Below are 23,505 nucleotides of genomic sequence, written 5' to 3'. Positions count from 1 at the left end.
TTATTCCTCTGCCTTGAAGGGGCGCGTCATCAGTGCCGAGATTGCGGCGTCGATCGTGCTCCGGCCGCTCAGGATCGACGCGACAGCTTCTGATACCGGCATCTCGACGTTTTGCGAAGCTGCGAGTTCGATCAGCACCGGCGCGGTGAACTCGCCCTCGGCAAGCTTGCCCGCAGGCGGCTGTTCGCCGCGGCCCAAAGCAAGGCCAAGAACGAAATTGCGCGATTGCAGGCTCGAGCAGGTCAGGATCAAATCGCCGAGGCCAGACAGGCCGGTGATCGTTTCGCTGCGTGCGCCGAGCGCGCGGCCGAGGCGCGTCAGCTCGGCAAAGCCGCGGGTCGTCAGCGCAGCCTGGGCGGAGGCGCCGAGCTTGCGCCCGACCGCGATGCCGACTGCGATCGCAAGCACGTTCTTGGCCGCGCCGCCGATCTCGACGCCGCGAATGTCCGTGGAGTGATAGGGACGGAACGTCGGTGAGCCCAGCGCCTGCACCAGGCTGCTCGCCAGCGCCTCGTCCTTTGCGGCCAGCGTCACCGCCGTGGGCAAGCCGCGCGCGACATCGTCGGCAAAGCTCGGACCCGACAGGATCGCCGGCTGGGCGTGCGGCGCGGCCTCCGCGATCACGTCGGTCATGAATTTATGGGTGCCGTGCTCGATGCCCTTGGCGCAGGCGACGATCGGCATCGGCCTTGTCAGATGCGAGGCCAGCATGTTGACGGCGCCGCGCAAGTGCTGCGCCGGTGTTGCGATCAGCAACATGTCGGCGTGCACAGTGAGCGCCAGATCGCTGGTCACGACGATCTCTGGCGCGATCCGCACGCCGGGCAATCGCGGATTATCGCGTGTCGAGGCGATCCGCGCGGCATGCTCGGCATTGCGTGCCCAGAGCGTTACGCTCCGTCCCGCCCGCGCCGCCACGGTCGCCAGCGCCGTGCCCCAGGCGCCCGCCCCGATCACCGCGACGGATTGGAATGCGGTCATGGCTAGTATCCCGCCCGGGTCTTGCCGTAGCCCGCCGGCGCCATTGCGTTGGCGTCGAGCAGCCAGCGCGCGCGGGGCTGCGCTTCCATCGTGTCGGTCAGGCCGAGCGCGAGGCGTTCGGCGCCGGCCCAGGCGATCATCGCGCCGTTGTCGGTGCAGAGCGCGGGCGGCGGCATGATAAGTTGCGTCCCGGCTTGCTGTGCGACGTCATCGAGGGCGCCGCGAATCGCCTGATTGGCGGCGACGCCGCCGGCCGCGACCAGCGCGCGCGGTGCGCCGAATTTTTCGCGGAACAGCCTGAGGCCGACGCTCAGCCGGTCGGCGGTCGAATCCAGCACGGCGGCCTGAAAGCTCGCGCAGAGATCGCTGATGTCCTGCGCCGTGATCTCGGCCAGCCGGCTCGCTTCGGTGCGCACTGCCGTCTTCAATCCCGACAGCGAGAAATTGGCATCGGGGCGTCCCTGCATCGGCCGCGGAAACGCAAAGCGCGTGGCATCGCCGCTTGCCGCCGCGCGCTCGACCTGCGGGCCGCCGGGATAGGGCAGGCCCAGCATCTTCGCGACCTTGTCGAAGGCCTCGCCGATCGCATCGTCGACGGTGGTGCCGAGCCGTACATACTGGCCGACGCCGGTGACCGCGACGATCTGGGTATGACCGCCCGAGGCGAGGAACAGGCAATAGGGAAATTCGATTCCGTCAGTGAGGCGCGGCGTCAGCGCGTGCGCCTCCAGATGGTTCACCGCGACAAGTGGCGTGTCGTGCACCATCGCGATCGCCTTCGCGGTGGTGAGCCCGACGATGACGCCGCCGATCAGGCCCGGCCCCGCCGCGGCCGCGACGCCGCCCAGCTGGGCGAAGCCGACGCCGGCCTCCTGCATCGCGCGCGCGATGATGCCGTCGAGCAGGTCGACATGGGCGCGGGCGGCGATCTCCGGCACCACGCCGCCGAAGCGGGCGTGCTCCTCGATTTGCGACCGCACGATGTTGGACAGGATCCTGCCGCTGCCGTCGCCCGCGCGCTCGATCACCGCCGCGGCGGTCTCGTCGCAGGTGGTTTCGATGCCCAGTACCAGCATTGGCGAATTGTTATCCAATTTGCGCCCTTGCGCTCATCCGGAAAGCAGAGTTCTGGTACGTCCGGTAGCATTCCGGGGCCAGATTGCGCAATCGCCACGCGCGGCTTCCTCACGAATGCGTCGCCGCCAATTGGTTCGGGAACACCAGCGATGTCCATTCTTGTCACACGGCCGCATCCCGACAATGAGGCGACGGCGGAAAGCCTGCGTGCGCGGGGGCTTGCGGTGCTGCTTGCGCCGGTGCTCAAGTTCGAGCCGGTCGCCTTCCATGATGAGAGTGAAGCTCCCTACGGCGCCATCCTCGTCACATCGGCGAACGCGATCCGTGCCGTCGCGCCACAATTGCGGGATCTTGGTCTGTTGGAGCTGCCGTTGTTTGCGGTCGGCGAGCATACGGCTGCTGCGGCGCGCGACGCCGGCTTTGCCGAGGTGATCGTCGCCGGCGGCGATGCCGCGTCCTTGCGCGACAAGGTGATGCAGAGCGCGCGCGACAAGGTGCTGAAAAAAAAGAGCACGCTGCTGTATCTCGCAGGCGGGGATCTGTCGCGAGACCTCGGCGGCGAGCTCGGTGCGGAGGGGTTTAGCGTGGTCACGCAGACGACCTATCGCATGGCGCCGGTCAAGCATCTGCCGCGCGAGGTCTGCGATGGCTTTGCCGCTCACGGCGTCGAGGCGGTGCTGCACTATTCCCGGCGTAGCGCCCGGGCGTTCCTGGATGCGGCCAGGGACGAGGGCGTCGAAATCTCGGCGCTGGCTATACCGCAATGCTGCCTGTCCGAGACCGTTGCCAGCGTGCTGCGCGATGCCGGCGCGTCGCAGGTTCTGGTGGCTGCGACACCGGACGAAAATGCCTTATTTACCACCTTGGAGCGTGCGTTGCGCACCCGTTTGGCGTAAGAGGTCGAGCCGAATCCGACGTAATCGGGTCCGTCCCGCGTATGGAAGTGTGAGGAACCGTCACGATGGCCGACGACAAGCCTGAAGACGCAGGATTGGCTCCTGAGTCCGGCCGTGCCAAGCGCACTCCGCCCACCATCGACCTCGAAGCCACCGAAGTCTCGACCCAGCCGCAGGAGCCGGCGGTTGAGCCCGAGGCCCCCCCGGCGCCGGAGTACGCCGAGCCTGAGCAGGCAAAATCCGACCAGGTTGACGCAGAGCCGGAGCGGACCGAACCGCAGGCCGCGGTTGCGCCGGCTCCCGCGTCCGCGCCGATGTCGCCCTGGGTCATCGCGCCGTTCTCCGGCGCTGTCGCAGCGGCAGTCGTGATCGCGGTCGGCTGGATGCTGGGCTGGCCCGCCGTACAGGCGCCGCCGGCGGCCCCGCAAGTCACGAGCGCGACGGTCGATGCGCTGAGCGGTCGCGTTGCGGCAGTCGAAGCCAAGGCCGGCAAGCCCGCCGCCGATCCCGCCATGGCGGCGCGGATCGACGCGCTGGAGAAATCCGCGAGCAGCTTGCGCAGCGACGTCGCCAATCTGCGTGCGCAGTCCGACAAGACCGCGAGCACATTGAACGATGCGAAATCGGCGGCGCAAACTGCCGCGCCCGACCTCGCCGCTCTGAGCGACCGCATCGCCCAGCTCGAGCGCGCCAGCAAGACCGAGCGTGCTGAGCTCGCGCAGCAGGGCGAGAAGATCGCCGATGCGAAGAAGGTGGACGACAAGCCGCTGCGCCATGTGGTGGCGGCGGCGCTGCTCGATGTCGCCGTTCGTCACGGCGATGCTTACGAGTCGCAATTGGCCGCAGCGCGGGCGATGGCGGCAAAGCCCGATATGCTGAAGCCGCTCGACACCTTTGCCGCGTCAGGCATCCCGACGCCGGTGGCGCTGAGCCGCGAGCTGCTCAACATCGTGCCGAAGCTGTCGCCGCCGGCGGAAACCCAGACCAGCGGCACGGGCATCGTCGAGCGGCTCCAGGCAGGAGCGTCAAAGCTCGTCCGCATCGAGCGCACCGACGGGGTCGGCAACGATCGGGGCGCCATCGTCGCACGGGTGACTGCCGCGGCGCTTCGCAATGATTTCTTGGAAGCGCGGCGCGAGCTCAAGACGCTGGCTGAGGCCGATCGTGCGCCGGCGCAGGCCTGGCTCGACAAGGCCGATGCCCGCGACGCTGCGCTCGCCGCTTCCCGCAAGTTCGCCGACGATGCCATGGCGGATCTCGTCAAGCCTGCTCAATAAAGCTTCGCGCAATACTAAGCGCGTATAGGGATCGCCATGCTTCGCATCGTCCTCTTCCTTGTCCTGATCGCGCTGGCGGCGGCCGGCGCGGCCTGGGTTGCCGACCAGCCCGGTGATCTCGTCCTGACTGCGGGCAGTTTCCGCGCCTCGACCACGCTTCCCAAATTCGTGTTCCTGCTTGGCCTGTTTGCCGCGGCCGTCGTGTTGGTCTGGAGCATCCTGACGACGATCTGGCGCACGCCGGGGCGTCTGCGCCGCCGCCGCCACGACAAGCGCCACGCGAGAGGCCGCCACGCCATCACCCACGGCCTGCTCGCGATCGGTCATGGTGACACCGCGCTCGCCCGCCGGCACGCGGAAACGGCGCGGCGGCATGCCCCGAATGATCCGCTCGCGCTGCTCCTGCATGCGCAGTCGGCGCAGCTTGAAGGCAATCGCGACGAGGCGCAGCGGGTCTTCCGCGCCATGGCCGAGCGTGAGGACACGCGTCTGCTCGGCCTGCGCGGGCTGTTCATCGAGGCGCAGCGCGCCGACGATGCGGTCGGCGCCGTGATGATCGCGGAGGAAGCGATCAAGCTGTCGCCTTCCTCGACCTGGGCCTCGCAAGCGGTGCTCGGCTTCCGCTGCGCGCGCGGCGACTGGAGCGGCGCGCTCGCGATCCTCGATTCGAATTTGTCCGCAGGCCTGATCGACAAGCAGGCCTATCGCCGCCAGCGCGGCGTGCTGCTCACCGCACGCGCGCTGGAATTGGCAACCATGGACCGCGACGTCGCGCGCGAGAGCGTGCTGGAAGCGGTCAAGCTTGCGCCGACCCTGGTGCCCGCGGCCGTGCTCGCGGCAAAATTCGACAGCGAGGCACATCAGGTGCGCCGCGCAATGAAGCGGGTGGAAGCCGCCTGGCTCGCCAATCCGCATCCGGATCTCGCGGATGCCTATGCCCACGTGAAGCTCGGCGATACCGCCTGGCACCGCTTGCAGCGGGTCGAGACGCTCGCGGCGAAGACGCCCGCCGACAAGTCCGGCCATATCGAGGGCCAGCTCGCGATCGCGCGTGCCGCGATCGACGCCTCCGAGTTCGCCCGCGCGCGCGAAGTGCTCGCGCCTTATCTCAGCGATCCGACCCAGCGCGTCGCGCTGCTGATGGCCGAGATCGAGCGTGCCGAGCATGGCGATAGCGGCCGTGCCCGCGCCTGGACCTTGCGTGCGGTGCGCGCCCGCCACGACCCGGCGTGGACTGCCGACGGCTATGTCAGCGACCGTTGGCGCCCGGTCTCGCCGGTCACCGGCCGGCTCGATGCGTTCCAGTGGCAGACCCCGGTCGCGAGCCTGCCTTCGGACAAGGGGACCACGATCGAATCCTCGGCCTTCGAGGAGGCCATGCTGGCGGCCCCGCCGCCGAAGCGGGTGACGGCGGCTCCCAGCGACAGCACGGCGGAACCGGCCGTGGCGGCCCCAGCCCCAGTACCGGCCGCTCAGGACAATTCGCCCCCTGAGACCAAGGAAGCCGCCAAAGAAAACGCCAAGGAAACCGCCAAGGAAACCCTCAAGGACGAGCCGGCGGTTACGCCTGCCGAGACGGTCCAACCGGCCCCCGAGCCCGCCGAATCAGCGCCGCCGGCGCCGACACCGGTGTTCCGGAGCCGCGCCGAGCTCGGCAAACCCGCGCCAGCGCCGATTCCCGCGGTTATTCCGATCGTCCGGGCCCCCGACGATCCCGGGATCGATGACGAGGGTCCGAGCGATGAATTTACGGAACAAATCGGTACCCCCAAGGCCCAGGCCGGCGGCTGGCGCGGATTCTGGTCGCGCTGGGGCGCGTGAGCCGCATTTCGAACCCGGCTTGTCCTTGCCAATTCGGGCCATGCCCGATATCAGGAGCGCGCGTATCGGGGCCGGCATCGCCTTGGCCCCGGCAGGGTTCGCCGCAATAGCTCAGTTGGTAGAGCACGTCATTCGTAATGACGGGGTCGGGGGTTCGAATCCCTCTTGCGGCACCAGCGCCTCAACTCATCCGATCCAAGAAGCGCGAGCCCAGTCCCGGCCATTGCATCCGGCGCATTGCGCGCGATGCTGGCGTCTCTACGATGCGCGCTGGCGGGGTGTGGGCAATGGGGCAGGCAGGGGCATCGCGAACGGAGCCGGGCTCCGCGGATCCGAGCGACTGGGTGGTCCGGCTGCCCGGCCTCGTCATCCTTGCGGCGCTGATCACCGCCATCGTCGCTTCCAAATCGCTCGACGCGTCGCGGCTGCACAGCCGGCTGTCCGTTCCCCCGCTTTATGACGACGTCGCCTATTTCGGCGACGCAGTCAGATGGGTGAATGCCTTCGGAAGCCGCGGCGTCGCCGGCAGCGTCTGGGACTTGCTGCATCACCATGCGCCGTTTTCGACGCTGGTGGCGGCCACCGGTTTTTGGTCGTTTCCCGGAAGCTATGTCGGTCCTTATCTCGTTCATGCCGTGATCGTCTTCGGCTTCCTGCTCGGGATCATCTGGCTGGTTCGGCGACGGCCGGTCCTCGAGATCGCATCGTGTCTGGTCGCAGCGGTGTGCGTGCCGGTGCTGGGGCACACGATCACGGAAGCGCGTCCCGATCTGCCCTCGGGACTTGCCATTGGTCTTGCCGCCGGTGCCATTGTCTACCGCGGCGTGCTCGGGCGTAGCGCCCGGTCGCTGGCTGGCCTCGGCGTTGCCTGCGCACTCGCCGCCTGCATCAAGCCGACATCGTTCCCGGCTGCGCTTGCTCTGCTCGGCAGCGCGTTCGCGATCCGGCTGGTCGTCGATTGCATCCAGGCGGGCGGATTGCGCCTGTCGATCAGGACTGCGCTCGGCGCGCTCGCGTGGTTCGTGCTGCCGTTGATCGCGACCACGGCCGCGCTGATCGGACCCGCCTTGGTCGAGACCATCACCTACATTCTCAACGTGTTCGTCGGCCAGCGCGACCTCTGGACGACGGGCGAAGGCTTCTGGCCCGGGCTGCTACGATTCTCCATCGGTGGAGAGGGACAGTTCGGCCTGCACTATTGGCTCGCCATCGGGTTGGCCTTGATGCTGCTGCGCTTCGTGCTCGCTGCGATCCGGGGCCGGGCTGCGGTGCTGGATGCCGTCGTTCTGCTCACGACTGTGCTGATTGCCTACGCCATTCCGTCCGTTGCCGAGATCAAGACCTATTTTTTCGGCGCAATGTTCTACGTTCATCGTCGCGATGGTCCTCAATGGCTGCGCCAGCATGGCGTCCATTGAATCGCTGCTTGCGCGCACGGCCCGTGCGACAGCCATCCGTCGCCATCTGCTGACGGCGGGCCGGGTGCTTGCGCTCGCAATCGCCTTCGCGCTGTTCGTCAAGCACGTGGTGATCGGTCAGCTCAGCGTGGCGACGCCGCTGAGCGCGCAGCAGCAGGACAGCATCCGCGCATCGACCGAGCGCCTCTGGTCGCTTATGCGCGACGTCAAGCCACCGCCGTCGGGCCCGCTCTACGTCGGCTTTTCGAGTCCCTACCCGGTCACGCCCGCGACCATTCAGTTGTATGCGGCGCAGGCGCGGATGAATCTCGTTGTCCGCGGCGAGATGCTGCATCGAACGGCAGCGGCCACCGCAGACGCGCTTCTGCAGTCGAACATCCTCGTCGTTTCGAGCTCGATCCAGCATACGCTGGTCGGATCGCGGGTCGGCGATGAGCTCATCGCCCGCATGGATGCGGAAAAGGGCGTCTGCCTGCTCGACAGCATGAGCTTTCCGGATGTGACGCTGCGGGTGTACCGGCGGGGGTGTTGATCGCAGCCGGCCGGTTCGAAATTGCTCCGCGATTGTGTGAGGCCAATCACTTAACCCAGGACACCCTCCCCGTAATGTCCCGGGTACGCCAACACGGGGAGATTCACATGCGCAAGATCATTCTGGTTGCCGCCATGGTCCTGGCTTCTGCCTCGGCCCAGGCAGACGGCTCCCGCAGCCTGTCGCTGTCCGCGGCCGGCGCTCAGGCCCCTGCGCCACAAACGACGCCGACCGCCGCCACGGCGCAGGTGACCGAAGTCGCGCCAGCCGCGGAGGCGGCGAAATATTCCGATCGTCCGCCGGCAGTGTCGCTCGCTGCGCCGGCCGCCACGGTCACGCCGGCTGCTCCGGCGGTGACCACGCCCACGACCACCCCCGCGCCGGTCGCGACGACCAAGCCCGCCACCAAGAAAACGGCAAGGGCGGACAAGCCGAAGTCCAAGCGCTGGACCGAGGGCCGCATCATCAGCGAGCTGCACCGCCACGGCATCTATTGGTAAGCCCCTCGCCAAAAGCAAATGGCCGGGACAAGCCCGGCCATGACGCAAGAGTCTTGGATTGGATAGATGGCGTTTACTGCGACACCGTCTGCACCACGCTCCCGATCGGACGCGTGTTCGTGCTCGCGGTCGGCACCTTCATGTCCTTCATGATCGCTTCGTCATATTCCGGCAGCGTCTGCAGCGTCGTCTTGGCCTTCATCTGCACGACCTTGTAGCCGCCGGCCTTCAACCGCGCGAGCAGCGTCGGCAGGGCTATGCCGGTATTCTTCTGGAAATCGTGCATCAGGATGATGCCCTTGCCGAGCTTGTCCAGCCGGGTCATCACCGTCTCGATGATCTTCTCCGGCGTCGCGCCCTTGCGGAAGTCGAAGGAGTCGACGTCGGTCGAGAACATCGCGACGTTGCGGGTGCCGAAATAGCTCACGATCGCCGGATTATGCTGGAGCTGCGGGAAGCGGAAGAACGGCGCGGGGTTGGCACCGAGCGCGAATTTCACCGCGCTGATGCCCTTTTCGACCTCGTCCTTGGCCATCTGCTCGGTCATCTTCTTGCCGTTCAGATTGACGTGCGACCAGGTATGCGTGCCGACCGTGTGGCCCTGGGCCAGCACCTGGCGCAGGATTTCCGGATGATAGGTCGCGTGCTTGCCGACCGAGAAGAACAGGCCCTTGGTGCATTCGTCCGCCAGCGCCTTCAGCACATTCGGCGTGTTCACGGGCCAGGGACCGTCGTCGAAGGTCAGCACGACCTCCTTGTCGGTGAGGAAGTCGAATTGCTTGAAATGATCGAAGCCGAAGCCGGGGCCGCCGGTGGTGTCGATCTCGACCACACGGGAGACGCCCAGCGCGTTCGGATTGGCGCAGGTCGATTTCTGCTGAACCGGCATGGCCGGGGCGGGCGCGGGTGCCTGAGCAACTGTCGTCGGCCTGGCCGCGATCGTCGCGGTGGTCTCGACGTCATCCCTGGCGGCGAGCTTCGCCGGTGCCGGCAATTGATCGGCGGCACGGGCGGCAATTGTCTTGGGAGCGGCCTGATCGGCGCGCGAGGAATAATAAAACCAACCGCCGGCGGCGATCACGACCGCCGCAACTACACTGGCCAACATCAGGCCCAACGCATTACGCATCGCTACTCTTTCCAATTACGCAACCAAACCGGCGGAATTTCCCGCGCGACGAGCCATTAATGCGAAGTAACAGTTAACGTGACACCAACACGACGGCGGTTGTGGAGGAATTTCAGGGAGGTGCGCCAAAGTGACCGACGTCACAGTCGGGGTGCGGCCCGTGACCATCATCACAGTGGAAACTGTTTTGCTGGAGCATCGTAGCTCCCATCAACAACGGGCACCGTTGCGACGGCGCCAATGGGAGCTTCAAATGACCAAGTCTTTTTCGGCTACGTCCCTGACCAGTAAGATACGCGACACCAGCCTGGCGCTCGGCTTGGCCGCCGTCGTCTCGCTCGTCGCGACGAGTTCGAGCTTCGCCTTCTCGGCCGAGGCGCAGCAGCAGTGCACCGGCGATGCCTTCCGCCTGTGCTCGGCGGAAATCCCCAACATCCCGAAGATCACGGCCTGCATGATGAAGCATCGCTCGGATCTGAGCGTCGGCTGCCGCGCGGTGATGGACAAGGATCTCGCCAAGGGCGCCTCGCGCAAGGTCGCTGACGCCCAGGACAAGCAGTAAGAGCACGCAACACTGCATCGTTGCGTCGGTTAGCTCCCCTCGCGATACGCCCCGGCGTCAAGCCGGGGCAACGCGGCGGCGCCATGCAGCCTGGCAATAAAGCCGTTGCGGCTGAGGGATCGTCGCACTAGCTTCGCCCGCACATTCTTCCGGGTAAGAGGCATTACGCGATGACCAGATTTCTTTTCATTCTTCCTTTGCTGCTCGGCGCATCGGTCGCATCCGCGCAGCAGCAGCCGGGCCACGATGCCTGCGCGCGCGATGTCACCCGCTTTTGCCGTGCCGTGATGAACAATGGCGATGGCGCCGTGCTCGCCTGCCTCAAGCAGAACCGCACCCGCCTCAGCAAAGGCTGCGACAAGGTGCTGACGGAGCACGGGCAGTAAGAGTTCTCGTAGCCCGGATGGAGCGAAGCGCAATCCGTGCTACGGTCTGACGCTGCTCCCCGCCGCGGTGGCGACCACCGGCAGCACCTCGGTACTCGCACGATCCGGCGTCTCCTCCTTCCAGCGCACTGAACCGAACGGACGCTCCAGCATGCGGCGGATCCGCACCGGCTCGGGACCGATATGGAAATCGATTGCCTGCTGATGCAGCGCGCGCTCGGACTGGGTCGAGCGGTTGCGCTGGCGCAAATAGTCGAACCAGGTCGGGCAATGATAGCGCTCGGTCCACAATTCGGGGTCGGCGATGTCGCGGGCGATCGACCAGCCATAGGCGCCGTTACGCTGCCGGGAGAGCTGCACGTCCTGCATCACGTTGTGGAACGCGCGCGCGTTCTCCTGCGCGACGCGATATTCGATCTCGACCACCAGAGGTCCGCTGCGCCCCGTCAGGGACAGCTTCACCTCGGGATCGGCCAGCACGTCGGCATCTTCGTTGCGGGCACCGACGCGCGGCATCGTCAGCCAGATCCCGAGCAGCGGCGAGATCAGCATCAGGCCGGCCGCGGTCAGCAATGCGACCTCGACGCCGGCATAGTCGGTGAGATGGCCCCAGCCCCAGGCACCGATCGCGATGCCGCCGGAAATCGAGGCCTGGAATGCCGCGAGCGAACGGCCGGCGACCCAACGCGGCGCCGAGAGCTGCACGCCGATATTGAACAGAGCGATCGCGGCCATCCAGACCGCGCCGGCCAATACCAGCGCGGTCGCCGTCAGCACCGGCTCGGTGCTCAGGGCAAGGGCGGCCATCGCAAAGGCCATCGAGATGGTGCAGGCGCGGATCGCTGCCTCGCCGCTCATGCGCTTGCGCAATTCGTGGATGTTGAGCGCACCGATCACGGCGCCCATGCCGAAGGCGCCCAGCATGATGCCGTAAGTCTGCGCCCCGCCATGCAGCAGGTCGCGCGCCACCAGCGGCATCAGCGCCATGATGGCGCCGCCGATCAGGCCCATCACCAGCGTGCGCAACAGCACGATCTTGATCGGCGGCGAATTGGTGATGTAGCGGAAGCCGGAGACCATGGCGCGGTTGAGCTTTTCCCGCGGCAGGCGCGAGGGCTCGGTGCTGCGCCGCCACAGTAGCAGCACCACCAGCAGCGGCAGATAGAGGATCGCGTTACAGGCGAAAGCGGCCACCGCGCCGAGCGCGGCGACGATGACGCCGCCGACCGCGGGACCGAAGCTGCGCGCGATGTTGTAGCTGATGCCGTTCAGGGCAACAGCCGAAGGCAGCGCATCGGGCGGCACCTGCTCGCTGACCGAAGACTGCCACGCCGGGCCGAACAGCGCGTTGCCGCTGCCCACGACGAAGCAGAAGGCGAGCAGCGTCTCCGGGGTGATGAGATTGAACCCTGCCAGCACCGTCAATACCGTCGCGCCGGTGAGTGCAACCATCAGCGAGACGAGGGTGACGATGCGGCGGTCATACATGTCGGCGATGGCGCCGGCCGGCATTGAGATCAGCATGATCGGCAGCATCAAGGCGGTCTGCACCAGCGCCACCTTATCCGCCGAGGCCGCCATCTGCGTCATCGCCCAGGCCGCGCCGACGCCTTGGATCAGGAGGCCGAGATTGGAGAGCAGGCTGGCGAGCCAGATGCGCCGGAACACCGTGTACCGCAGAGGCGCGGTGATGCCGTCGGCGGCGATTTTCTGGCGGTTCGTCTGCTCGGTCATATCCCCTTCCAAACGGGCTGGCAGAATGGTCTTGGAGTGATCCTGGGCGATTCCGGCAAATTCAGTGATGCCCGCGAAAGTCCTTCGCTGTCCAGTGGTTAGGCCGCTATAAGCGGTGCAAAGAGTTGGTTTGCCGGGAGGAACAAATGAAGCTGTCGCGACGGACGATCCTGCAGGGGGCCGGCAGCTTGCCTTTCGCAATTGCGAGCTTGCGGACGGGCGCACCGGCCCAATCCGCGCCCGCTGCGGCGCCGGGCACCGAGGTGCCGCCGATCCTGTTCGTCCACGGCAATGGCGACTACGACGCGCTCTGGATGACGACCTTGTGGCGGATGGAATCCAACGGCATCGCGCGCGATCGCATGATGGCGATCAATTTCACCGATCCGCTGGCGCGGAGTGACGACAAGGTCGAGCAGGCCGGCCGTTCCTCGATCGAGGATCAGCGCCGCGAGCTCGCTGCCGCCATCACTGAGCTGAAGCGCCGCACCGGCGCGGCGCGCGTGGCGCTGGTCGGCAGCTCGCGCGGCGGCTATGCGATCCGCAACGTCATCAAGAACGGTGGTGCCGGCGATGTCAGCCACGCTGTCTTGTGCGGCACGCCCAATCACGGCGTGTTCGCCACCGACGACCAGCCCAACAACGAGTTCAACGGCCGCGGCGTATTCCTGCGTGGCCTGAACGAGGGCGAGAGCGAGGTGACGCCGGGCGTTGCCTTCCTCACCTTGCGCAGCGACGGCATGGACAAATACGCCCAGGCCGACGGCCGCTTCATCGGCAAGCCCGGCACGCCGACCGGTGTCACCAATGAAGGGCCGGAGCTGAAGGGCGCCACCAACCTCGTGCTCGGCGCACTCGACCATCGCGAGGTGGCGTTCCATCCGCGCGCCTTCCGCGAGATCTACAAATTCATCGCGGGGCGCGAGCCCGCGCGCATCGCGATCGTGCCGGAGCCAAGCGTCCGGCTGAGCGGCCTCGTCACGGGGACGCCGGGCGGTGTGCCGACCAACCGTCCGGTGGCGGGTGCAACCGTCGATATCTTCCGCGTCGATCCTGATACCGGAGAGCGCAAGGGCGGTGCGCTGCACAGCGCGAAGACGGGTGCCGACGGCCGCTGGGGGCCGGCGCAGGTCGATCCCGCCTGGTCGCTCGAATTCGTACTGGCATCGCCCGACACGCCGACGACGCATATCTATCGCTCGCCCTTCCCGCGCTCATCCGACGTCGTGCATTTGCGCGCCGCGCGCCCGCTCGGGCCGGCCGACAAGGACGCAGGCGCTGTCGTGATCATGTCGCGGCCGAGGGGCTATTTCGGCCTGCCGCGGGACGTGGTGCTGCTCGACGGCAAGGAGCCGGCCGATGTCAAGCCGGGCGTGCCCACGGATGCGGCAGCAACCCTGCGGCTTCCCGCCAGCGAGGTTGGGCGTAACATCGTGGCCGAGTTCGGCGAAGAACGAATTGTGGCGCGCGCCTGGCCCGCCCAGGAGAACAGGATTGCGGTCGCCGAGCTGACTTATTAGCTATTTGCCTGCGTCACATCTTGCGGGAGAGAGCCATGAATATCGCCAGCGTGCGTAGGCCCATCATCCCCCCGGCTCCCCCGCGTGCGCCCGACGACATGTCGTTCTTCGGCCGGCTTGCCGTGATCCGGCGCAACATGATCGCGACATGGGGGCAGCCCGCCTATGAGGAAGAGGTCATCAAGGGCCGCTTCTTCCTTCGCAACAGCTTCATCCTGAATCAGCCAGATGCGATCCGGCACGTCCTGCTCAACAATTACGAGAATTATACGCGCACGCCGGCGGGCATCCGCATGCTGCGCCCGGTGCTCGGCGACGGGCTTCTGATCGCGGAAGGTCATTCCTGGACGTTCCAGCGCCGGACGCTCGCGCCGGCCTTCACGCCGCGCGCCACCGCCAACCTCGTGCCGCACATGACGGCGGTGCTCGACGAGACCATCGCGAAGCTCGATACGCAGACGGGCGCGCCGGTCGATCTGCGCGAAATCATGCAGCGCATGACGCTGGAGATCGCTGGGCGCACGATGTTCTCGTTCGGCATGGACCGGCATGGCGCGACCCTGCGCAATTTCATCATGGAGTATGCATCCCGGCTGGGACGGCCCTACTTCCTCGACATGCTGCTGCCGGTGTCGTGGCCGAGCCCGATGGATTTTGCCCGCGCCCGTTTCCGCAAGCGCTGGACCGAGTTCGTCGCGATGTTGATCGCCGAGCGGCGCGCCGCCGGCAAGAAGGACGGCGCGCCGCCGCGTGACCTGTTCGATCTCATGGACGCGGCGCGCGATCCGGAAACCGGCAAAGGCTTCTCCGACGAACAGCTCGTCGACGAGGTCGCGACCATGATCCTGGCGGGTCACGAGACCACGGCGACGGCGCTGTTCTGGGCGCTCTATCTGCTCGCACTCGATCCGGAGACGCAGGAGGAGGTGGCGTCCGAGACAAGCGGCGAGCATCTCGACAGCATGGCCGACATCGATCGCCAAAAATTCACCCGCGCGGTAATCGACGAGACCATGCGGCTCTATCCTCCCGCCTTCCTGGTCGCGCGCGCCGCACGCGAAAAGGACAATGCGGCAGGCGTCGAGATCAGCAAGGGCGACATCATCATGATCGCGCCCTGGCTTTTGCACCGGCACGAGAAGCTGTGGGATCAGCCGAACGCGTTCATTCCGAAGCGCTTCATGTCGACGGAGGCGCCCGATCGCTTCGCCTATCTGCCGTTCGGCGCAGGTCCGCGCGTCTGCATCGGCGCACCGTTTGCGCAAGCCGAATCCGTGCTGGCGCTGGCCCGGCTGATCGGCGCGTTCCGCGTCGAGCTCGCCGATCAGGCCAATCCCGTGATCCCGCTCGGCGTCGTCACGACCCAGCCGGACCACTCACCCATGTTCCGTATCACCCGTCGGTGACAGGCGATTGCCTGGCCGATGGCGTGATTCAACCAGCAGAGTCCCGCGATGAGCGACATCCAGGCCCAGTTCTCCGTTCTCAAGCAGACCGCCGACACGAAGGTGGTCGATGCGATTGCGCGTCTGATTGAGGACGGCGAGGATCACGAGCTCAATCGCGTCAATGTCCTCGACTTCGCCACGCAGCATGCCGTTGACGAAGAGCACGCGATCTCGGCGTTCCTGCACGCAGCACGGCTCGGGTTGTTCGATCTCGGCTGGAACGTGCTGTGTCCTGGCTGCGGCGGCGTGCTCGGCGCGCACACGACGTTGAAGGCGCTCAAGCCCGACGACTATCACTGCGCGCTCTGCGCTTGCGGCTACAAGGCCTCCGTCGACGACCAGGTCGAAGTGTCCTTCACCGTCAATCCGCGCGTCCGGCGCATCGCGGCGCACGACCCCGACACGCTGCCGGTGTGGGAGTATTTCAAGCAGGTGTTCTGGAGCTCCGGCGTCGACTTCAACAAGGAATCGTTTGCGACGCTGGCGAACGAGGTGACGCTGGATACGATGGAGTTGCCGGCCGGTGAGAAGGCGACCATGTCGCTGCAGCTGCCTGCTGACTTCGTCATCATCTTCGAGCCGGTCACGCACGCCGCCCACTTCATCGACGTCCAGGGCGAGCCGACCAGGGACCGTCAGCAGCTCGCCATCATGTACAACAAGGTGCAGGCCCCGACGGGGACCACGACCATGCGGCCGGGTCCGCTGCGGCTGTCGCTGGAGAACCAGGCCGGCGTGCGCGTGCTGCCATCGGTGTTCATCGCGGCCGAGGCGCTCCATCATCTGATCGGCAAGCGCAAGCCGTTCCTCACTGCCAAGCGGATGCTGTCGAACCAGACCTTTCGCGATGTCTTCAAGGCGGACAATCTCAGTCTGGACCAGCGGCTCCAGATCACGTCGCTGACCTTCCTGTTCACCGATCTGAAGGGCTCGACCGCGCTCTACGAGCGCGTCGGCGACCTCGCCGCCTTCGATCTCGTGCGCGCGCATTTCCATGCGCTGCTCGAGATCATCTCCTCCGAGAAGGGCGCGGTGGTGAAGACGATCGGCGATGCCGTGATGGCGACCTTCGTCCGCCCCGAGCATGCCATCGTCGCTGGCCTGCGGATGCGCGCGGCGATGGACCAGCTCAACAAGCGGCGCGGCACTGATGATCTCATCGTCAAGATCGGCATCCATGAAGGTCCCTGCCTCGCGGTGATGCTCAACGAGCGGCAGGATTATTTCGGCCAAACGGTCAACATCGCCGCCCGCGTGCAGAGCCTGTCGACCGCGCAGGAGATCCACATCACCGGCCCGGTGCTCGATGCGCCCGCGGTCGCCGAGGTGCTGGAGCAGCGCGCGATCAAGCCGATCCAGAAACAGGCGGCGCTGCGCGGCATCGCCGACAAGATGGTGGTGTACGAGATTCCGTGAGGAATCATTCGTCATTCCGAGTTCGATGCTGGCGTATCGCCCCGGAATGACGGTATCCAGATTGCCGAAACGTAATGCAGCGCGCGGAACTGACGCACGTTGCGCCGGTTGAGTTTCCTGCTCATATAATGCTGGTAACGGCCGCGCCTCGCGGCTGTATCGATTTCGGTAGGATCTTATGCTCGACGGCCTGCGCCAATTCATCGCCGACATTGTCGCCCCCAATGACCAGAACCGCACGTTCGGTGACAGCGATTATCGGTTGGCGGCCACCGCGCTGCTGGTCCACGTAATCTCGCTCGACGGCCAGCCGAGCGCGGCCGAGCAGCGCAAGCTGCACAGCCTGATCGAAAGCCATTTTAAGCTCGATCGCGGCACTGCGGATCGTCTGATCGCGGACGCCACTCAGGTCGAGGGCGAGGCGGTGGACCTCTATCACTTCACCAGCGTCATCATGCGCTCGCTCGACGAAGAGGGCCGCAAGCGCATCGTCCGGATGATGTGGGAGCTGGTCTATGCCGACGGTCAGGTCTCCGAATTCGAAGACAACGTCGTCTGGCGCGCCTCCGACCTGCTCGGGATTTCCCAGCGCGACCGGATCGACCTGAAGCATACGGTGGCCGAGCGCGCCGGTGGTCAGGTGACGGACAGCGCCGTCGGCGGCTGATCCGCGCAAACCGGTGGATGGCCGGTTGTGGGGATCACATGACGAAACTTTAATGTAGCTGCCGGCCGTCCGGATTCGTCCGTAAAAACCCGGCTTTCCCGCTCCTCCTGTCGTCCGCTCAGGCGGCCATGCGGCCGACGCCGCTTGCCTGTCGCGCACGGCTTATGCTCTCGTTCCGTCATTGCGGGGCCAAAAACTTCAATTCAAGAGACTTCGATCGTGGCTGAGCGGGTAACGTTGATCACCGGTGCTTCGGCGGGCATAGGTGCGGAGCTGGCGCGCGTGTTCGCCGCCAATGGACATCGCCTCGCTTTGACAGCGCGGCGCGCGGATCGATTGGAGGCGCTCGCCGACGAGCTCGCCGCCAAGGGCGGCAAGAAGCCGATCGTGATCGCCTGCGATCTCGAGGACCTCGACGCCGGCGAGACAATCGCGGCGGCGCTGGCTGCCGAAGGCGTCGAGCTCGATCACCTCGTCAACAATGCCGGCTTCGGCGTGTTCGGCGATGCCATCGAGCGCGATCGCGACGAGCAGATCGGGATTGTCGATGTCAACGTGCGGGCTCTGACCGATTTGTCGCTGCGCTTCGCCGATCAACTCATCAGGAACAAGGGCGGTCTTCTCAATGTCGGCTCGGTCGCGGGCTTCCTGCCCGGCCCTGGCATGGCCGTCTATTACGCGTCCAAGGCCTACGTGATTTCCTTCACCGAAGCGCTGCGGGCCGAGCTCGCGCCGCGCGGCGTTCGCGTCACCGTGCTTTGCCCGGGTCCCGTGCCCACCGAATTCCAGGCGCGCGCCGGCGTCGGCTCCGGACATGATACGGCCCTGCTCAATGTCTCGGCCACCGATGTCGCGCAGGAAGCCTATCGTGGCCTGATGGCCAACAAACGGGCAGTGCTGCCTGGTCTCGGCATCAAGATTGTGCCATTTGCGCTGCGCTTTTTCCCGCGGGGCTTCATCCTGGCCGCCACCAGCCGGTTCCAACGGCAGAGGCATTAGATCTCGAATCTCCCGTATTGGCCCGGGGCTTGCTTCGGTTTCGTTGTGTGCGCGAACTCACACGAAATTAACGATCGCTTAGTTATGCTGGCGGTCTGAACCGATAGCATTCGCAGAGGCCATGTCGTTCCGGACGGACAGGTTTGGTAGCGCAGAGGTGGTGCCCTTCCCGAGAAGGACGCCAGGCGCCGCCGCCTCCGAAACCCGATTGCCGGTTCTGATCATCCTGCACCAGGAATCCTCGACGCCGGGCCGTGTCGGCAATGCGCTGCGTGCGCTCGGCCATCGCCTCGACATCCGCCGTCCCCGCTTCGGCGATCCCTTGCCCGAGACGCTCGATCAGCATGCCGGCGCCGTGGTCTTCGGCGGTCCGATGAGCGCCAATGATTCCGACGACTATATTCGCCGCGAGATCGACTGGATCGAAATTCCGCTGCGCGAGCAGCGGCCATTCCTCGGCATCTGCCTTGGTGCCCAGATGCTGGCGATGCAGCTCGGCGCCCGCGTCGCGCCGCATGCCGATGCGCTGACCCAGATCGGCTACTACCCGATCCGGCCCACAGCCGCGGGCCACGCCCTCTGCCCGGCCTGGCCGGCCCAGGTCTATCACTGGCATCGCGAGGGATTCGAGCTGCCTGTCGGCGCACAGCTGCTTGCAGAAGGCGACGATTTTCCGGTGCAGGCGTTCCGCACCGGCAATGCCTTCGGCGTGCAGTTTCATCCTGACGTGACCTACGCGATGATGCATCGCTGGACCACGCGCGGCTATGACGGCTTCAGCGCGCCCGGTGCGCGGCAGCGACATCATCATTTCGCCGATCGTGCCGTGTACGATGTCGCAGAGCGCGCCTGGCTCGACCATTTCATCGACGGCTGGCTGGCGCGCCGGCCGGTGCTGGCGCAAGCCGCCGAGTGATCGCGACTTCGCGCAAGTCCTTGCCTCATCCCTGAATATGCTAGGCTCGCTCCCAACGAGCGCGCGCGAAATTGCGCCGGAAAGCAAAGGGAGAGCGTCATGGCCTACGAGCACATTCTCTATGAGGTGAGCGACAAGATCGCGACCATCACGCTCAACCGTCCCGATCGCATGAATGCGTGGACGCCGACTATGGAGCGCGACGTGCGCCATGCGATGGAAGCATCAAACGCCGATGACGATGTCCGCGTCATCATCCTCACCGGCGCGGGCCGCGCCTTTTGCGCCGGCGCTGACATGGATGCGCTGAAGGGGCTCGATCCCGACGACGTCCGGCGCGCGTCGAACCTGCCGCCGTTCGACATGAACCGGCGTCCGGACTGGCAGACGCGCTACGGGTTCTATCCGTCGATCAAGAAGCCAGTGATCGCCATGCTCAACGGCGCCACGGCCGGCATCGGGCTGGTGCACGCGCTCTATTGCGACCTGCGCTTTGCCGCCGACAATACGGTGTTCACGACGGCCTTCGCGCGGCGCGGCCTGATTGCCGAGCACGGCATCAGCTGGATGCTGCCGCGCGTCGTTGGCCACGCCAACGCGATGGATCTGCTGCTCTCGGCGAGGCGCGTTTCAAGTGAGGAGGCGCTGCGGATCGGCCTCGTGAACCGGCTCTGCCTGCCTGACAAGCTCCGCGAGGAGACCTACGCCTATGCGCGCGATCTCGCCGATTTCGTCTCGCCGAGTGCGATGGCCGTGATCAAGCGCCAGCTCTATGAGGTGCCGTTCCAGACGCTGGCCGAGGCAACGATCGAAGCCAACCGGGAGATGATGGTGGCGCTCGCCGGCAGCGATTTCCGGGAAGGCGTGGCGAGCTTCATGGAGAAGCGGCCGCCGCGGTTTACGGGGAGGTAGGGGGAGAACTTGTTGAGGAAGTCCGCCGTCGCCCTTCGGGCTATGGCGGGACAGCCTTCGCTACGCGAGGGCTTGCCTAGCCGAAGCAGGCGCAGCCTGCGAAGGCTGGTGGAGCCAGGCGGGATCGAACCGCCGACCTCGTCATTGCGAACGACGCGCTCTCCCAGCTGAGCTATGGCCCCTTTGCTGGCCGCTCTGGTAAACGCGGCCGACAACCGGGCGCCATTTAAGTCCCCGCCAAGGTCAAGTCAAGGACGGGTGTCACCCGGTTTTAGCCATTCGGGGCGCGGACTTCCCTTGTTTGGGCGGGGGGGAACCGATATCTAGCAAAAGGCGTCAATCCCGACCGCAGCCAACGTTTTCAAAAGCCAGAGGCTTCAAAAGCCATGCGTGCCGTTCTCGACATCGTCATCATCGTGCTCGACCTCTACGTCTGGCTGCTGATCGCCTCCGCGATCCTGTCCTGGCTGATCGCCTTCAACGTCGTGAACACGCGCAACCAGTTCGTGTCGGCGGTGGCAGAGTTCCTTTACCGGATCACCGAGCCGGTGCTGGCACCGATTCGCAACTTCCTGCCCAGTCTCGGCGGTCTCGACATCTCGCCGATCATCCTGATCCTGCTCATCATGTTCATCGAGCGGGTGATCCTGTACTACATCTACCCGAACGTGATCTGAGCGGGCTGGAGCCCTTGGTTGCCAACAAAGCTTGTAAGGAACCCTGGCGTTACTCGGCCGCAGGAATCAGCATCGCGCTGCGGGTGACGCCGCGCGGCGGTCGCGACGGCATCGACGGAATCGAGCAACTGGCCGACGGCCGCAGCGTGCTCAAGGTGAGAGTGCGCGCCATCGCCGATGGCGGCGAGGCCAACAAGGCCGTTTTGGTCCTGCTGGCGAAATCGCTGGGCGTCCCCAAGGCCGGCGTAAAGCTTCTGTCCGGCGCCACCTCGCGGCTGAAGCAGATCGCGGTCGACGGCGATCCGGCACGGCTCGGCGAAGCCCTGCGCCAGCTGGTCTCGGCCCAATCGAAAGACTGAGGGAACTGACATGACCGCCAAGATTATCGATGGAAAAGTCATCGCCGCGGAACTTCGGGCGCGCGTCGCTGAGGAGGTCGCCCGCGTCAAGCGCGAGCACAATCTGGTGCCGGGGCTGGCGGTCGTGCTGGTCGGCAGCGACCCCGCCAGCGAGGTTTATGTCCGCTCCAAGCACACCCAGACCCAGGCCGCCGGCATGGCCTCGTTCGAGCACAAGCTGCCGGCCGACGTCTCTCAGGCAGATCTCCTGGCGCTGGTCGCAAAGCTCAATCGCGATCCGGCCGTGCACGGCATTCTGGTGCAGCTGCCGCTGCCGAAGGGGCTCAACACCGAGGCCGTCGTCAACGCCATCGACCCCGCCAAGGACGTCGACGGGCTGCATCCAAACAATGCCGGCCGCCTCGCCGGCGGGTTCGAGGCGCTGTCGCCCTGCACGCCGCTCGGCTGCATCATCCTGGCCAAGAGCGTGCACGCCTCCCTGGAAGGCAAGAACGCCATCGTCATCGGCCGCTCCAATCTGGTCGGCCGCCCGCTGGTGCAATTGCTGCTGAACGAGAACGCCACGGTGACGATCGCGCATTCGCGCTCGCGCGACCTGCCCGGGCTCGTGAAGCAGGCCGATCTCGTCTATGCCGCGGTCGGAAGGCCTGAGATGGTGCGCGGCGACTGGCTGAAGCCGGGTGCGACCGTGATCGACGTCGGCATCAACCGCATCCCCAAAGAAGACGGCAAGACGCGCCTCGTCGGCGACGTCGCCTATCAGGAAGCGCTTGCGGTTGCCGGCGCGATCACGCCGGTGCCGGGCGGCGTCGGCCAGATGACGGTGGCGTGCCTGCTGGTCAACACGCTGCGCGCGGCCTGTGCGATCGCGGAGCTACCGAAGCCGGCGGTGTAGGTCAGGTTCTCGTGCCCCGGACGCAGCGCAGCGCTTCTTCAGCGGTGCGCTGCTGAGCCGGGGCCCAGTGGCGGCATGGGTCCCGGCTCAGCGTCGCGTCATGTCATGCCGCGCCCGGGACACGGATGCTTCAGCCCTTCTTCTTCTTCTTCTCGCGATCCATGCCTTCGAGGATCAGCTTGTGCGCGTCCTCCGGGCCGCCCCAGCGCAGGATCTTCACCCATTTGCCCTTCTCGAGATCCTTGTAGTGCTCGAAGAAGTGCTGGATCTGCTGCAGCGTGATGTCGGGCAGGTCGGAGTACGACTTCACCTTGTCGTAGCGCTGCGTCAGCTTCGACGACGGCACCGCCAGAATCTTCTCGTCGCCGCCGGCTTCGTCTTCCATGAACAGCACGCCGACCGGGCGCACGCTCATGACGGCGCCAGGAATGATGGCGCGGGTGTTGATGATCAGGACGTCGCAGGGGTCGCCGTCATCCGACAAGGTGTGCGGGATGAAGCCGTAGTTACCGGGGTAACGCATCGGCGTGTAGAGGAAGCGGTCGACCACCAGCGTGCCGGCCTCCTTGTCCATCTCGTATTTGATCGGTTCGCCGCCCACGGGGACTTCGATGAGGACGTTGACTTCGTGAGGTACGTTCTTCCCGATCGAGATCGCATCGATACGCATTCAAGGCTCCGTTATTGCCGAGGATAAATCGCGCCCGGCAGCGATTTGGCGCTGTCATACGCGGGCTTGGCCCGCTGATCCATCGCGTTTTTGTGAAATAATGAATCCGGAAGTCACCGGCTCAAAGGCAACGGTATCGACGGAAGGGAAACGCTGCCGCCTAGGCTTTCAGCAGCTCAATTGGTCCAAGCGAAGGCAACCTTGTCGAGCGACTTCGGCCCGAACCGCTCCGAGGAGCGCGCCACCATACGGCCACCCAGCGCCCGGTAGAACTCGGTCGCGGGGTCGTTGTCCGAGAGTGCCCACACCACCATGCTCTTCAGCCCGCTCTGCATCAGGTCGCGGCGGGCGGAGGCGAACAGGCGGCGGCCGAAGCCAAGGCCCTGGAATTCGGGGCGCAGGTACAGCTCGTAGATCTCGCCGTCGAAATGCAGGCTGCGGGCACGGTTGCGGCCGTAATTGGCGTAGCCCGCGATCTTGTCGCCGAACACCAGCACGCTGACGCGGCTGCCCTTGCGGATCGCGCTGTCCCACCATTGCGGGCCGCGGCGGTTGATGAGCTTTTCCAGCTCGGCGCCAGGAATGATGCCCTGATAGGCGGAGCGCCAGGCTTCGTCATGTGTCGACGCCACCGCAGTCGCATCTGCAGCTTTGGCCGGCCGGACCTCGATCAGGGTTGTGCTCATGGGCGCAATCAAACCAAGTCGCCGCGC

The 23,505-nt window shown here is 65.9% G+C and carries 24 protein-coding genes and 2 tRNA genes; 19 read left to right on the top strand and 7 right to left on the bottom strand.

Translation table 11 applies throughout. The features are described from left to right. The gene (locus tag RAD04_RS13620; protein WP_461624195.1) at window positions 1-981 is read right to left on the bottom strand and encodes an NAD(P)H-dependent glycerol-3-phosphate dehydrogenase; all 981 of its coding nucleotides are present in this window, start codon (window positions 979-981) and stop codon (window positions 1-3) included. A gap of 2 nt (window positions 982-983) precedes the next feature. After that, the gene (gene tsaD, locus RAD04_RS13615; RefSeq protein ID WP_461624194.1) at window positions 984-2,057 is read right to left on the bottom strand and encodes a tRNA (adenosine(37)-N6)-threonylcarbamoyltransferase complex transferase subunit TsaD; all 1,074 of its coding nucleotides are present in this window, start codon (window positions 2,055-2,057) and stop codon (window positions 984-986) included. Between the two features lie 150 nt (window positions 2,058-2,207). On the opposite strand from tsaD, the gene RAD04_RS13610 reads away from it, so the two are divergent. From RAD04_RS13610 to RAD04_RS13580, 7 genes are all read left to right on the top strand, one after another. After that, window positions 2,208-2,954 (top strand): uroporphyrinogen-III synthase, encoded by a 747-nt coding sequence (locus RAD04_RS13610; protein ID WP_461624193.1) that lies wholly within the window; start codon window positions 2,208-2,210, stop codon window positions 2,952-2,954. Window positions 2,955-3,019: 65 nt separating this feature from the next. Further along, window positions 3,020-4,231: a COG4223 family protein gene (locus RAD04_RS13605; protein ID WP_461624192.1), complete on the top strand. Its 1,212-nt coding sequence runs from the start codon at window positions 3,020-3,022 to the stop codon at window positions 4,229-4,231. Window positions 4,232-4,267: 36 nt separating this feature from the next. After that, window positions 4,268-6,052 (top strand): heme biosynthesis HemY N-terminal domain-containing protein, encoded by a 1,785-nt coding sequence (locus RAD04_RS13600; protein ID WP_461624191.1) that lies wholly within the window; start codon window positions 4,268-4,270, stop codon window positions 6,050-6,052. Between the two features lie 100 nt (window positions 6,053-6,152). Then, window positions 6,153-6,228, top strand: a tRNA-Thr gene (locus tag RAD04_RS13595). Between the two features lie 168 nt (window positions 6,229-6,396). Then, entirely contained in the window at window positions 6,397-7,470 is a 1,074-nt protein-coding gene (locus RAD04_RS13590; RefSeq protein WP_461624190.1) for a hypothetical protein, read from the top strand. Then, window positions 7,433-8,002, top strand: a complete 570-nt coding sequence (locus RAD04_RS13585; RefSeq protein WP_461624189.1) for a hypothetical protein — start codon at window positions 7,433-7,435, stop codon at window positions 8,000-8,002. The genes RAD04_RS13590 and RAD04_RS13585 overlap by 38 nt, the downstream gene beginning before the upstream one ends. 107 nt (window positions 8,003-8,109) lie before the next feature. Continuing rightward, window positions 8,110-8,502, top strand: coding sequence for a hypothetical protein (locus tag RAD04_RS13580; RefSeq protein ID WP_461624188.1), 393 nt, complete (start codon window positions 8,110-8,112; stop codon window positions 8,500-8,502). Window positions 8,503-8,575: 73 nt separating this feature from the next. On the opposite strand, the gene RAD04_RS13575 is transcribed toward RAD04_RS13580, so the two are convergent. Next, a complete protein-coding gene (locus tag RAD04_RS13575; protein WP_461624187.1) occupies window positions 8,576-9,631 on the bottom strand; it encodes a polysaccharide deacetylase family protein in 1,056 nt (351 codons plus the stop codon). Window positions 9,632-9,884: 253 nt separating this feature from the next. Between RAD04_RS13575 and RAD04_RS13570 the strand changes: the two genes are divergently transcribed. Further along, on the top strand, window positions 9,885-10,193 hold the full coding sequence (locus RAD04_RS13570; RefSeq protein WP_461624186.1) for a hypothetical protein: 309 nt from the start codon (window positions 9,885-9,887) through the stop codon (window positions 10,191-10,193). Window positions 10,194-10,363: 170 nt separating this feature from the next. Beyond that, complete coding sequence (locus RAD04_RS13565; RefSeq protein ID WP_461624185.1) at window positions 10,364-10,579, top strand: cysteine rich repeat-containing protein; 216 nt, start codon at window positions 10,364-10,366, stop codon at window positions 10,577-10,579. Between the two features lie 39 nt (window positions 10,580-10,618). On the opposite strand, the gene RAD04_RS13560 is transcribed toward RAD04_RS13565, so the two are convergent. Then, window positions 10,619-12,313, bottom strand: coding sequence for an MFS transporter (locus tag RAD04_RS13560; RefSeq protein ID WP_461624184.1), 1,695 nt, complete (start codon window positions 12,311-12,313; stop codon window positions 10,619-10,621). Between the two features lie 146 nt (window positions 12,314-12,459). On the opposite strand from RAD04_RS13560, the gene RAD04_RS13555 reads away from it, so the two are divergent. From RAD04_RS13555 to RAD04_RS13525, 7 genes are all read left to right on the top strand, one after another. Next, window positions 12,460-13,833, top strand: coding sequence for a hydrolase (locus RAD04_RS13555; protein WP_461624183.1), 1,374 nt, complete (start codon window positions 12,460-12,462; stop codon window positions 13,831-13,833). Window positions 13,834-13,868: 35 nt separating this feature from the next. Next, window positions 13,869-15,239, top strand: coding sequence for a cytochrome P450 (locus tag RAD04_RS13550; RefSeq protein ID WP_028139310.1), 1,371 nt, complete (start codon window positions 13,869-13,871; stop codon window positions 15,237-15,239). 48 nt (window positions 15,240-15,287) lie between these two features. Then, window positions 15,288-16,697, top strand: a complete 1,410-nt coding sequence (locus tag RAD04_RS13545; RefSeq protein WP_461624182.1) for a DUF5939 domain-containing protein — start codon at window positions 15,288-15,290, stop codon at window positions 16,695-16,697. Between the two features lie 178 nt (window positions 16,698-16,875). Continuing rightward, window positions 16,876-17,364 (top strand): tellurite resistance TerB family protein, encoded by a 489-nt coding sequence (locus RAD04_RS13540; protein ID WP_018318970.1) that lies wholly within the window; start codon window positions 16,876-16,878, stop codon window positions 17,362-17,364. A gap of 219 nt (window positions 17,365-17,583) precedes the next feature. Then, window positions 17,584-18,363, top strand: coding sequence for an SDR family NAD(P)-dependent oxidoreductase (locus RAD04_RS13535; protein WP_461624181.1), 780 nt, complete (start codon window positions 17,584-17,586; stop codon window positions 18,361-18,363). Between the two features lie 121 nt (window positions 18,364-18,484). Then, the gene (locus tag RAD04_RS13530; protein ID WP_461624180.1) at window positions 18,485-19,279 is read left to right on the top strand and encodes a glutamine amidotransferase; all 795 of its coding nucleotides are present in this window, start codon (window positions 18,485-18,487) and stop codon (window positions 19,277-19,279) included. Window positions 19,280-19,378: 99 nt separating this feature from the next. Continuing rightward, window positions 19,379-20,191, top strand: coding sequence for an enoyl-CoA hydratase (locus tag RAD04_RS13525; protein WP_461624179.1), 813 nt, complete (start codon window positions 19,379-19,381; stop codon window positions 20,189-20,191). 106 nt (window positions 20,192-20,297) lie between these two features. Here RAD04_RS13525 and RAD04_RS13520 read toward each other — a convergent pair. After that, window positions 20,298-20,373 (bottom strand) — tRNA-Ala (locus RAD04_RS13520). A 204-nt stretch (window positions 20,374-20,577) separates the two neighbouring features. On the opposite strand from RAD04_RS13520, the gene RAD04_RS13515 reads away from it, so the two are divergent. From RAD04_RS13515 to folD, 3 genes are read left to right on the top strand one after another with little or no spacing between them, the layout of a single operon-like run. Next, window positions 20,578-20,868: a YggT family protein gene (locus RAD04_RS13515; RefSeq protein WP_007598721.1), complete on the top strand. Its 291-nt coding sequence runs from the start codon at window positions 20,578-20,580 to the stop codon at window positions 20,866-20,868. Between the two features lie 14 nt (window positions 20,869-20,882). Next, window positions 20,883-21,227, top strand: coding sequence for a DUF167 domain-containing protein (locus tag RAD04_RS13510; RefSeq protein WP_092261488.1), 345 nt, complete (start codon window positions 20,883-20,885; stop codon window positions 21,225-21,227). Window positions 21,228-21,237: 10 nt separating this feature from the next. Continuing rightward, window positions 21,238-22,122, top strand: coding sequence for a bifunctional methylenetetrahydrofolate dehydrogenase/methenyltetrahydrofolate cyclohydrolase FolD (gene folD / locus RAD04_RS13505; protein WP_461624178.1), 885 nt, complete (start codon window positions 21,238-21,240; stop codon window positions 22,120-22,122). A 130-nt stretch (window positions 22,123-22,252) separates the two neighbouring features. Here the strand turns inward: folD and ppa are convergent, their stop codons facing one another. Beyond that, a complete protein-coding gene (ppa, locus tag RAD04_RS13500; protein ID WP_038972974.1) occupies window positions 22,253-22,792 on the bottom strand; it encodes an inorganic diphosphatase in 540 nt (179 codons plus the stop codon). A 176-nt stretch (window positions 22,793-22,968) separates the two neighbouring features. Continuing rightward, window positions 22,969-23,478: a GNAT family N-acetyltransferase gene (locus tag RAD04_RS13495; protein ID WP_018318962.1), complete on the bottom strand. Its 510-nt coding sequence runs from the start codon at window positions 23,476-23,478 to the stop codon at window positions 22,969-22,971. Window positions 23,479-23,505: the final 27 nt, after the last annotated feature.

Source organism: Bradyrhizobium sp. 25ACV (assembly GCF_054863005.1).
This window is presented reverse-complemented; position numbering and strand designations above follow the sequence as displayed.

What these genes read in the sequence shown, in the direction of transcription:
- RAD04_RS13620 (WP_461624195.1), bottom strand. Translation starts at nt 981, where the DNA reads ATGACCGCATTCCAATCCGTCGCGGTGATCGGGGCGGGCGCCTGGGGC.
- tsaD (WP_461624194.1), bottom strand. Translation starts at nt 2,057, where the DNA reads ATGCTGGTACTGGGCATCGAAACCACCTGCGACGAGACCGCCGCGGCG.
- RAD04_RS13610 (WP_461624193.1), top strand. Translation starts at nt 2,208, where the DNA reads ATGTCCATTCTTGTCACACGGCCGCATCCCGACAATGAGGCGACGGCG.
- RAD04_RS13605 (WP_461624192.1), top strand. Translation starts at nt 3,020, where the DNA reads ATGGCCGACGACAAGCCTGAAGACGCAGGATTGGCTCCTGAGTCCGGC.
- RAD04_RS13600 (WP_461624191.1), top strand. Translation starts at nt 4,268, where the DNA reads ATGCTTCGCATCGTCCTCTTCCTTGTCCTGATCGCGCTGGCGGCGGCC.
- RAD04_RS13585 (WP_461624189.1), top strand. Translation starts at nt 7,433, where the DNA reads ATGGTCCTCAATGGCTGCGCCAGCATGGCGTCCATTGAATCGCTGCTT.
- RAD04_RS13580 (WP_461624188.1), top strand. Translation starts at nt 8,110, where the DNA reads ATGCGCAAGATCATTCTGGTTGCCGCCATGGTCCTGGCTTCTGCCTCG.
- RAD04_RS13575 (WP_461624187.1), bottom strand. Translation starts at nt 9,631, where the DNA reads ATGCGTAATGCGTTGGGCCTGATGTTGGCCAGTGTAGTTGCGGCGGTC.
- RAD04_RS13570 (WP_461624186.1), top strand. Translation starts at nt 9,885, where the DNA reads ATGACCAAGTCTTTTTCGGCTACGTCCCTGACCAGTAAGATACGCGAC.
- RAD04_RS13565 (WP_461624185.1), top strand. Translation starts at nt 10,364, where the DNA reads ATGACCAGATTTCTTTTCATTCTTCCTTTGCTGCTCGGCGCATCGGTC.
- RAD04_RS13560 (WP_461624184.1), bottom strand. Translation starts at nt 12,313, where the DNA reads ATGACCGAGCAGACGAACCGCCAGAAAATCGCCGCCGACGGCATCACC.
- RAD04_RS13555 (WP_461624183.1), top strand. Translation starts at nt 12,460, where the DNA reads ATGAAGCTGTCGCGACGGACGATCCTGCAGGGGGCCGGCAGCTTGCCT.
- RAD04_RS13550 (WP_028139310.1), top strand. Translation starts at nt 13,869, where the DNA reads ATGAATATCGCCAGCGTGCGTAGGCCCATCATCCCCCCGGCTCCCCCG.
- RAD04_RS13545 (WP_461624182.1), top strand. Translation starts at nt 15,288, where the DNA reads ATGAGCGACATCCAGGCCCAGTTCTCCGTTCTCAAGCAGACCGCCGAC.
- RAD04_RS13540 (WP_018318970.1), top strand. Translation starts at nt 16,876, where the DNA reads ATGCTCGACGGCCTGCGCCAATTCATCGCCGACATTGTCGCCCCCAAT.
- RAD04_RS13530 (WP_461624180.1), top strand. Translation starts at nt 18,485, where the DNA reads ATGTCGTTCCGGACGGACAGGTTTGGTAGCGCAGAGGTGGTGCCCTTC.
- RAD04_RS13525 (WP_461624179.1), top strand. Translation starts at nt 19,379, where the DNA reads ATGGCCTACGAGCACATTCTCTATGAGGTGAGCGACAAGATCGCGACC.
- RAD04_RS13515 (WP_007598721.1), top strand. Translation starts at nt 20,578, where the DNA reads ATGCGTGCCGTTCTCGACATCGTCATCATCGTGCTCGACCTCTACGTC.
- folD (WP_461624178.1), top strand. Translation starts at nt 21,238, where the DNA reads ATGACCGCCAAGATTATCGATGGAAAAGTCATCGCCGCGGAACTTCGG.
- ppa (WP_038972974.1), bottom strand. Translation starts at nt 22,792, where the DNA reads ATGCGTATCGATGCGATCTCGATCGGGAAGAACGTACCTCACGAAGTC.
- RAD04_RS13495 (WP_018318962.1), bottom strand. Translation starts at nt 23,478, where the DNA reads ATGAGCACAACCCTGATCGAGGTCCGGCCGGCCAAAGCTGCAGATGCG.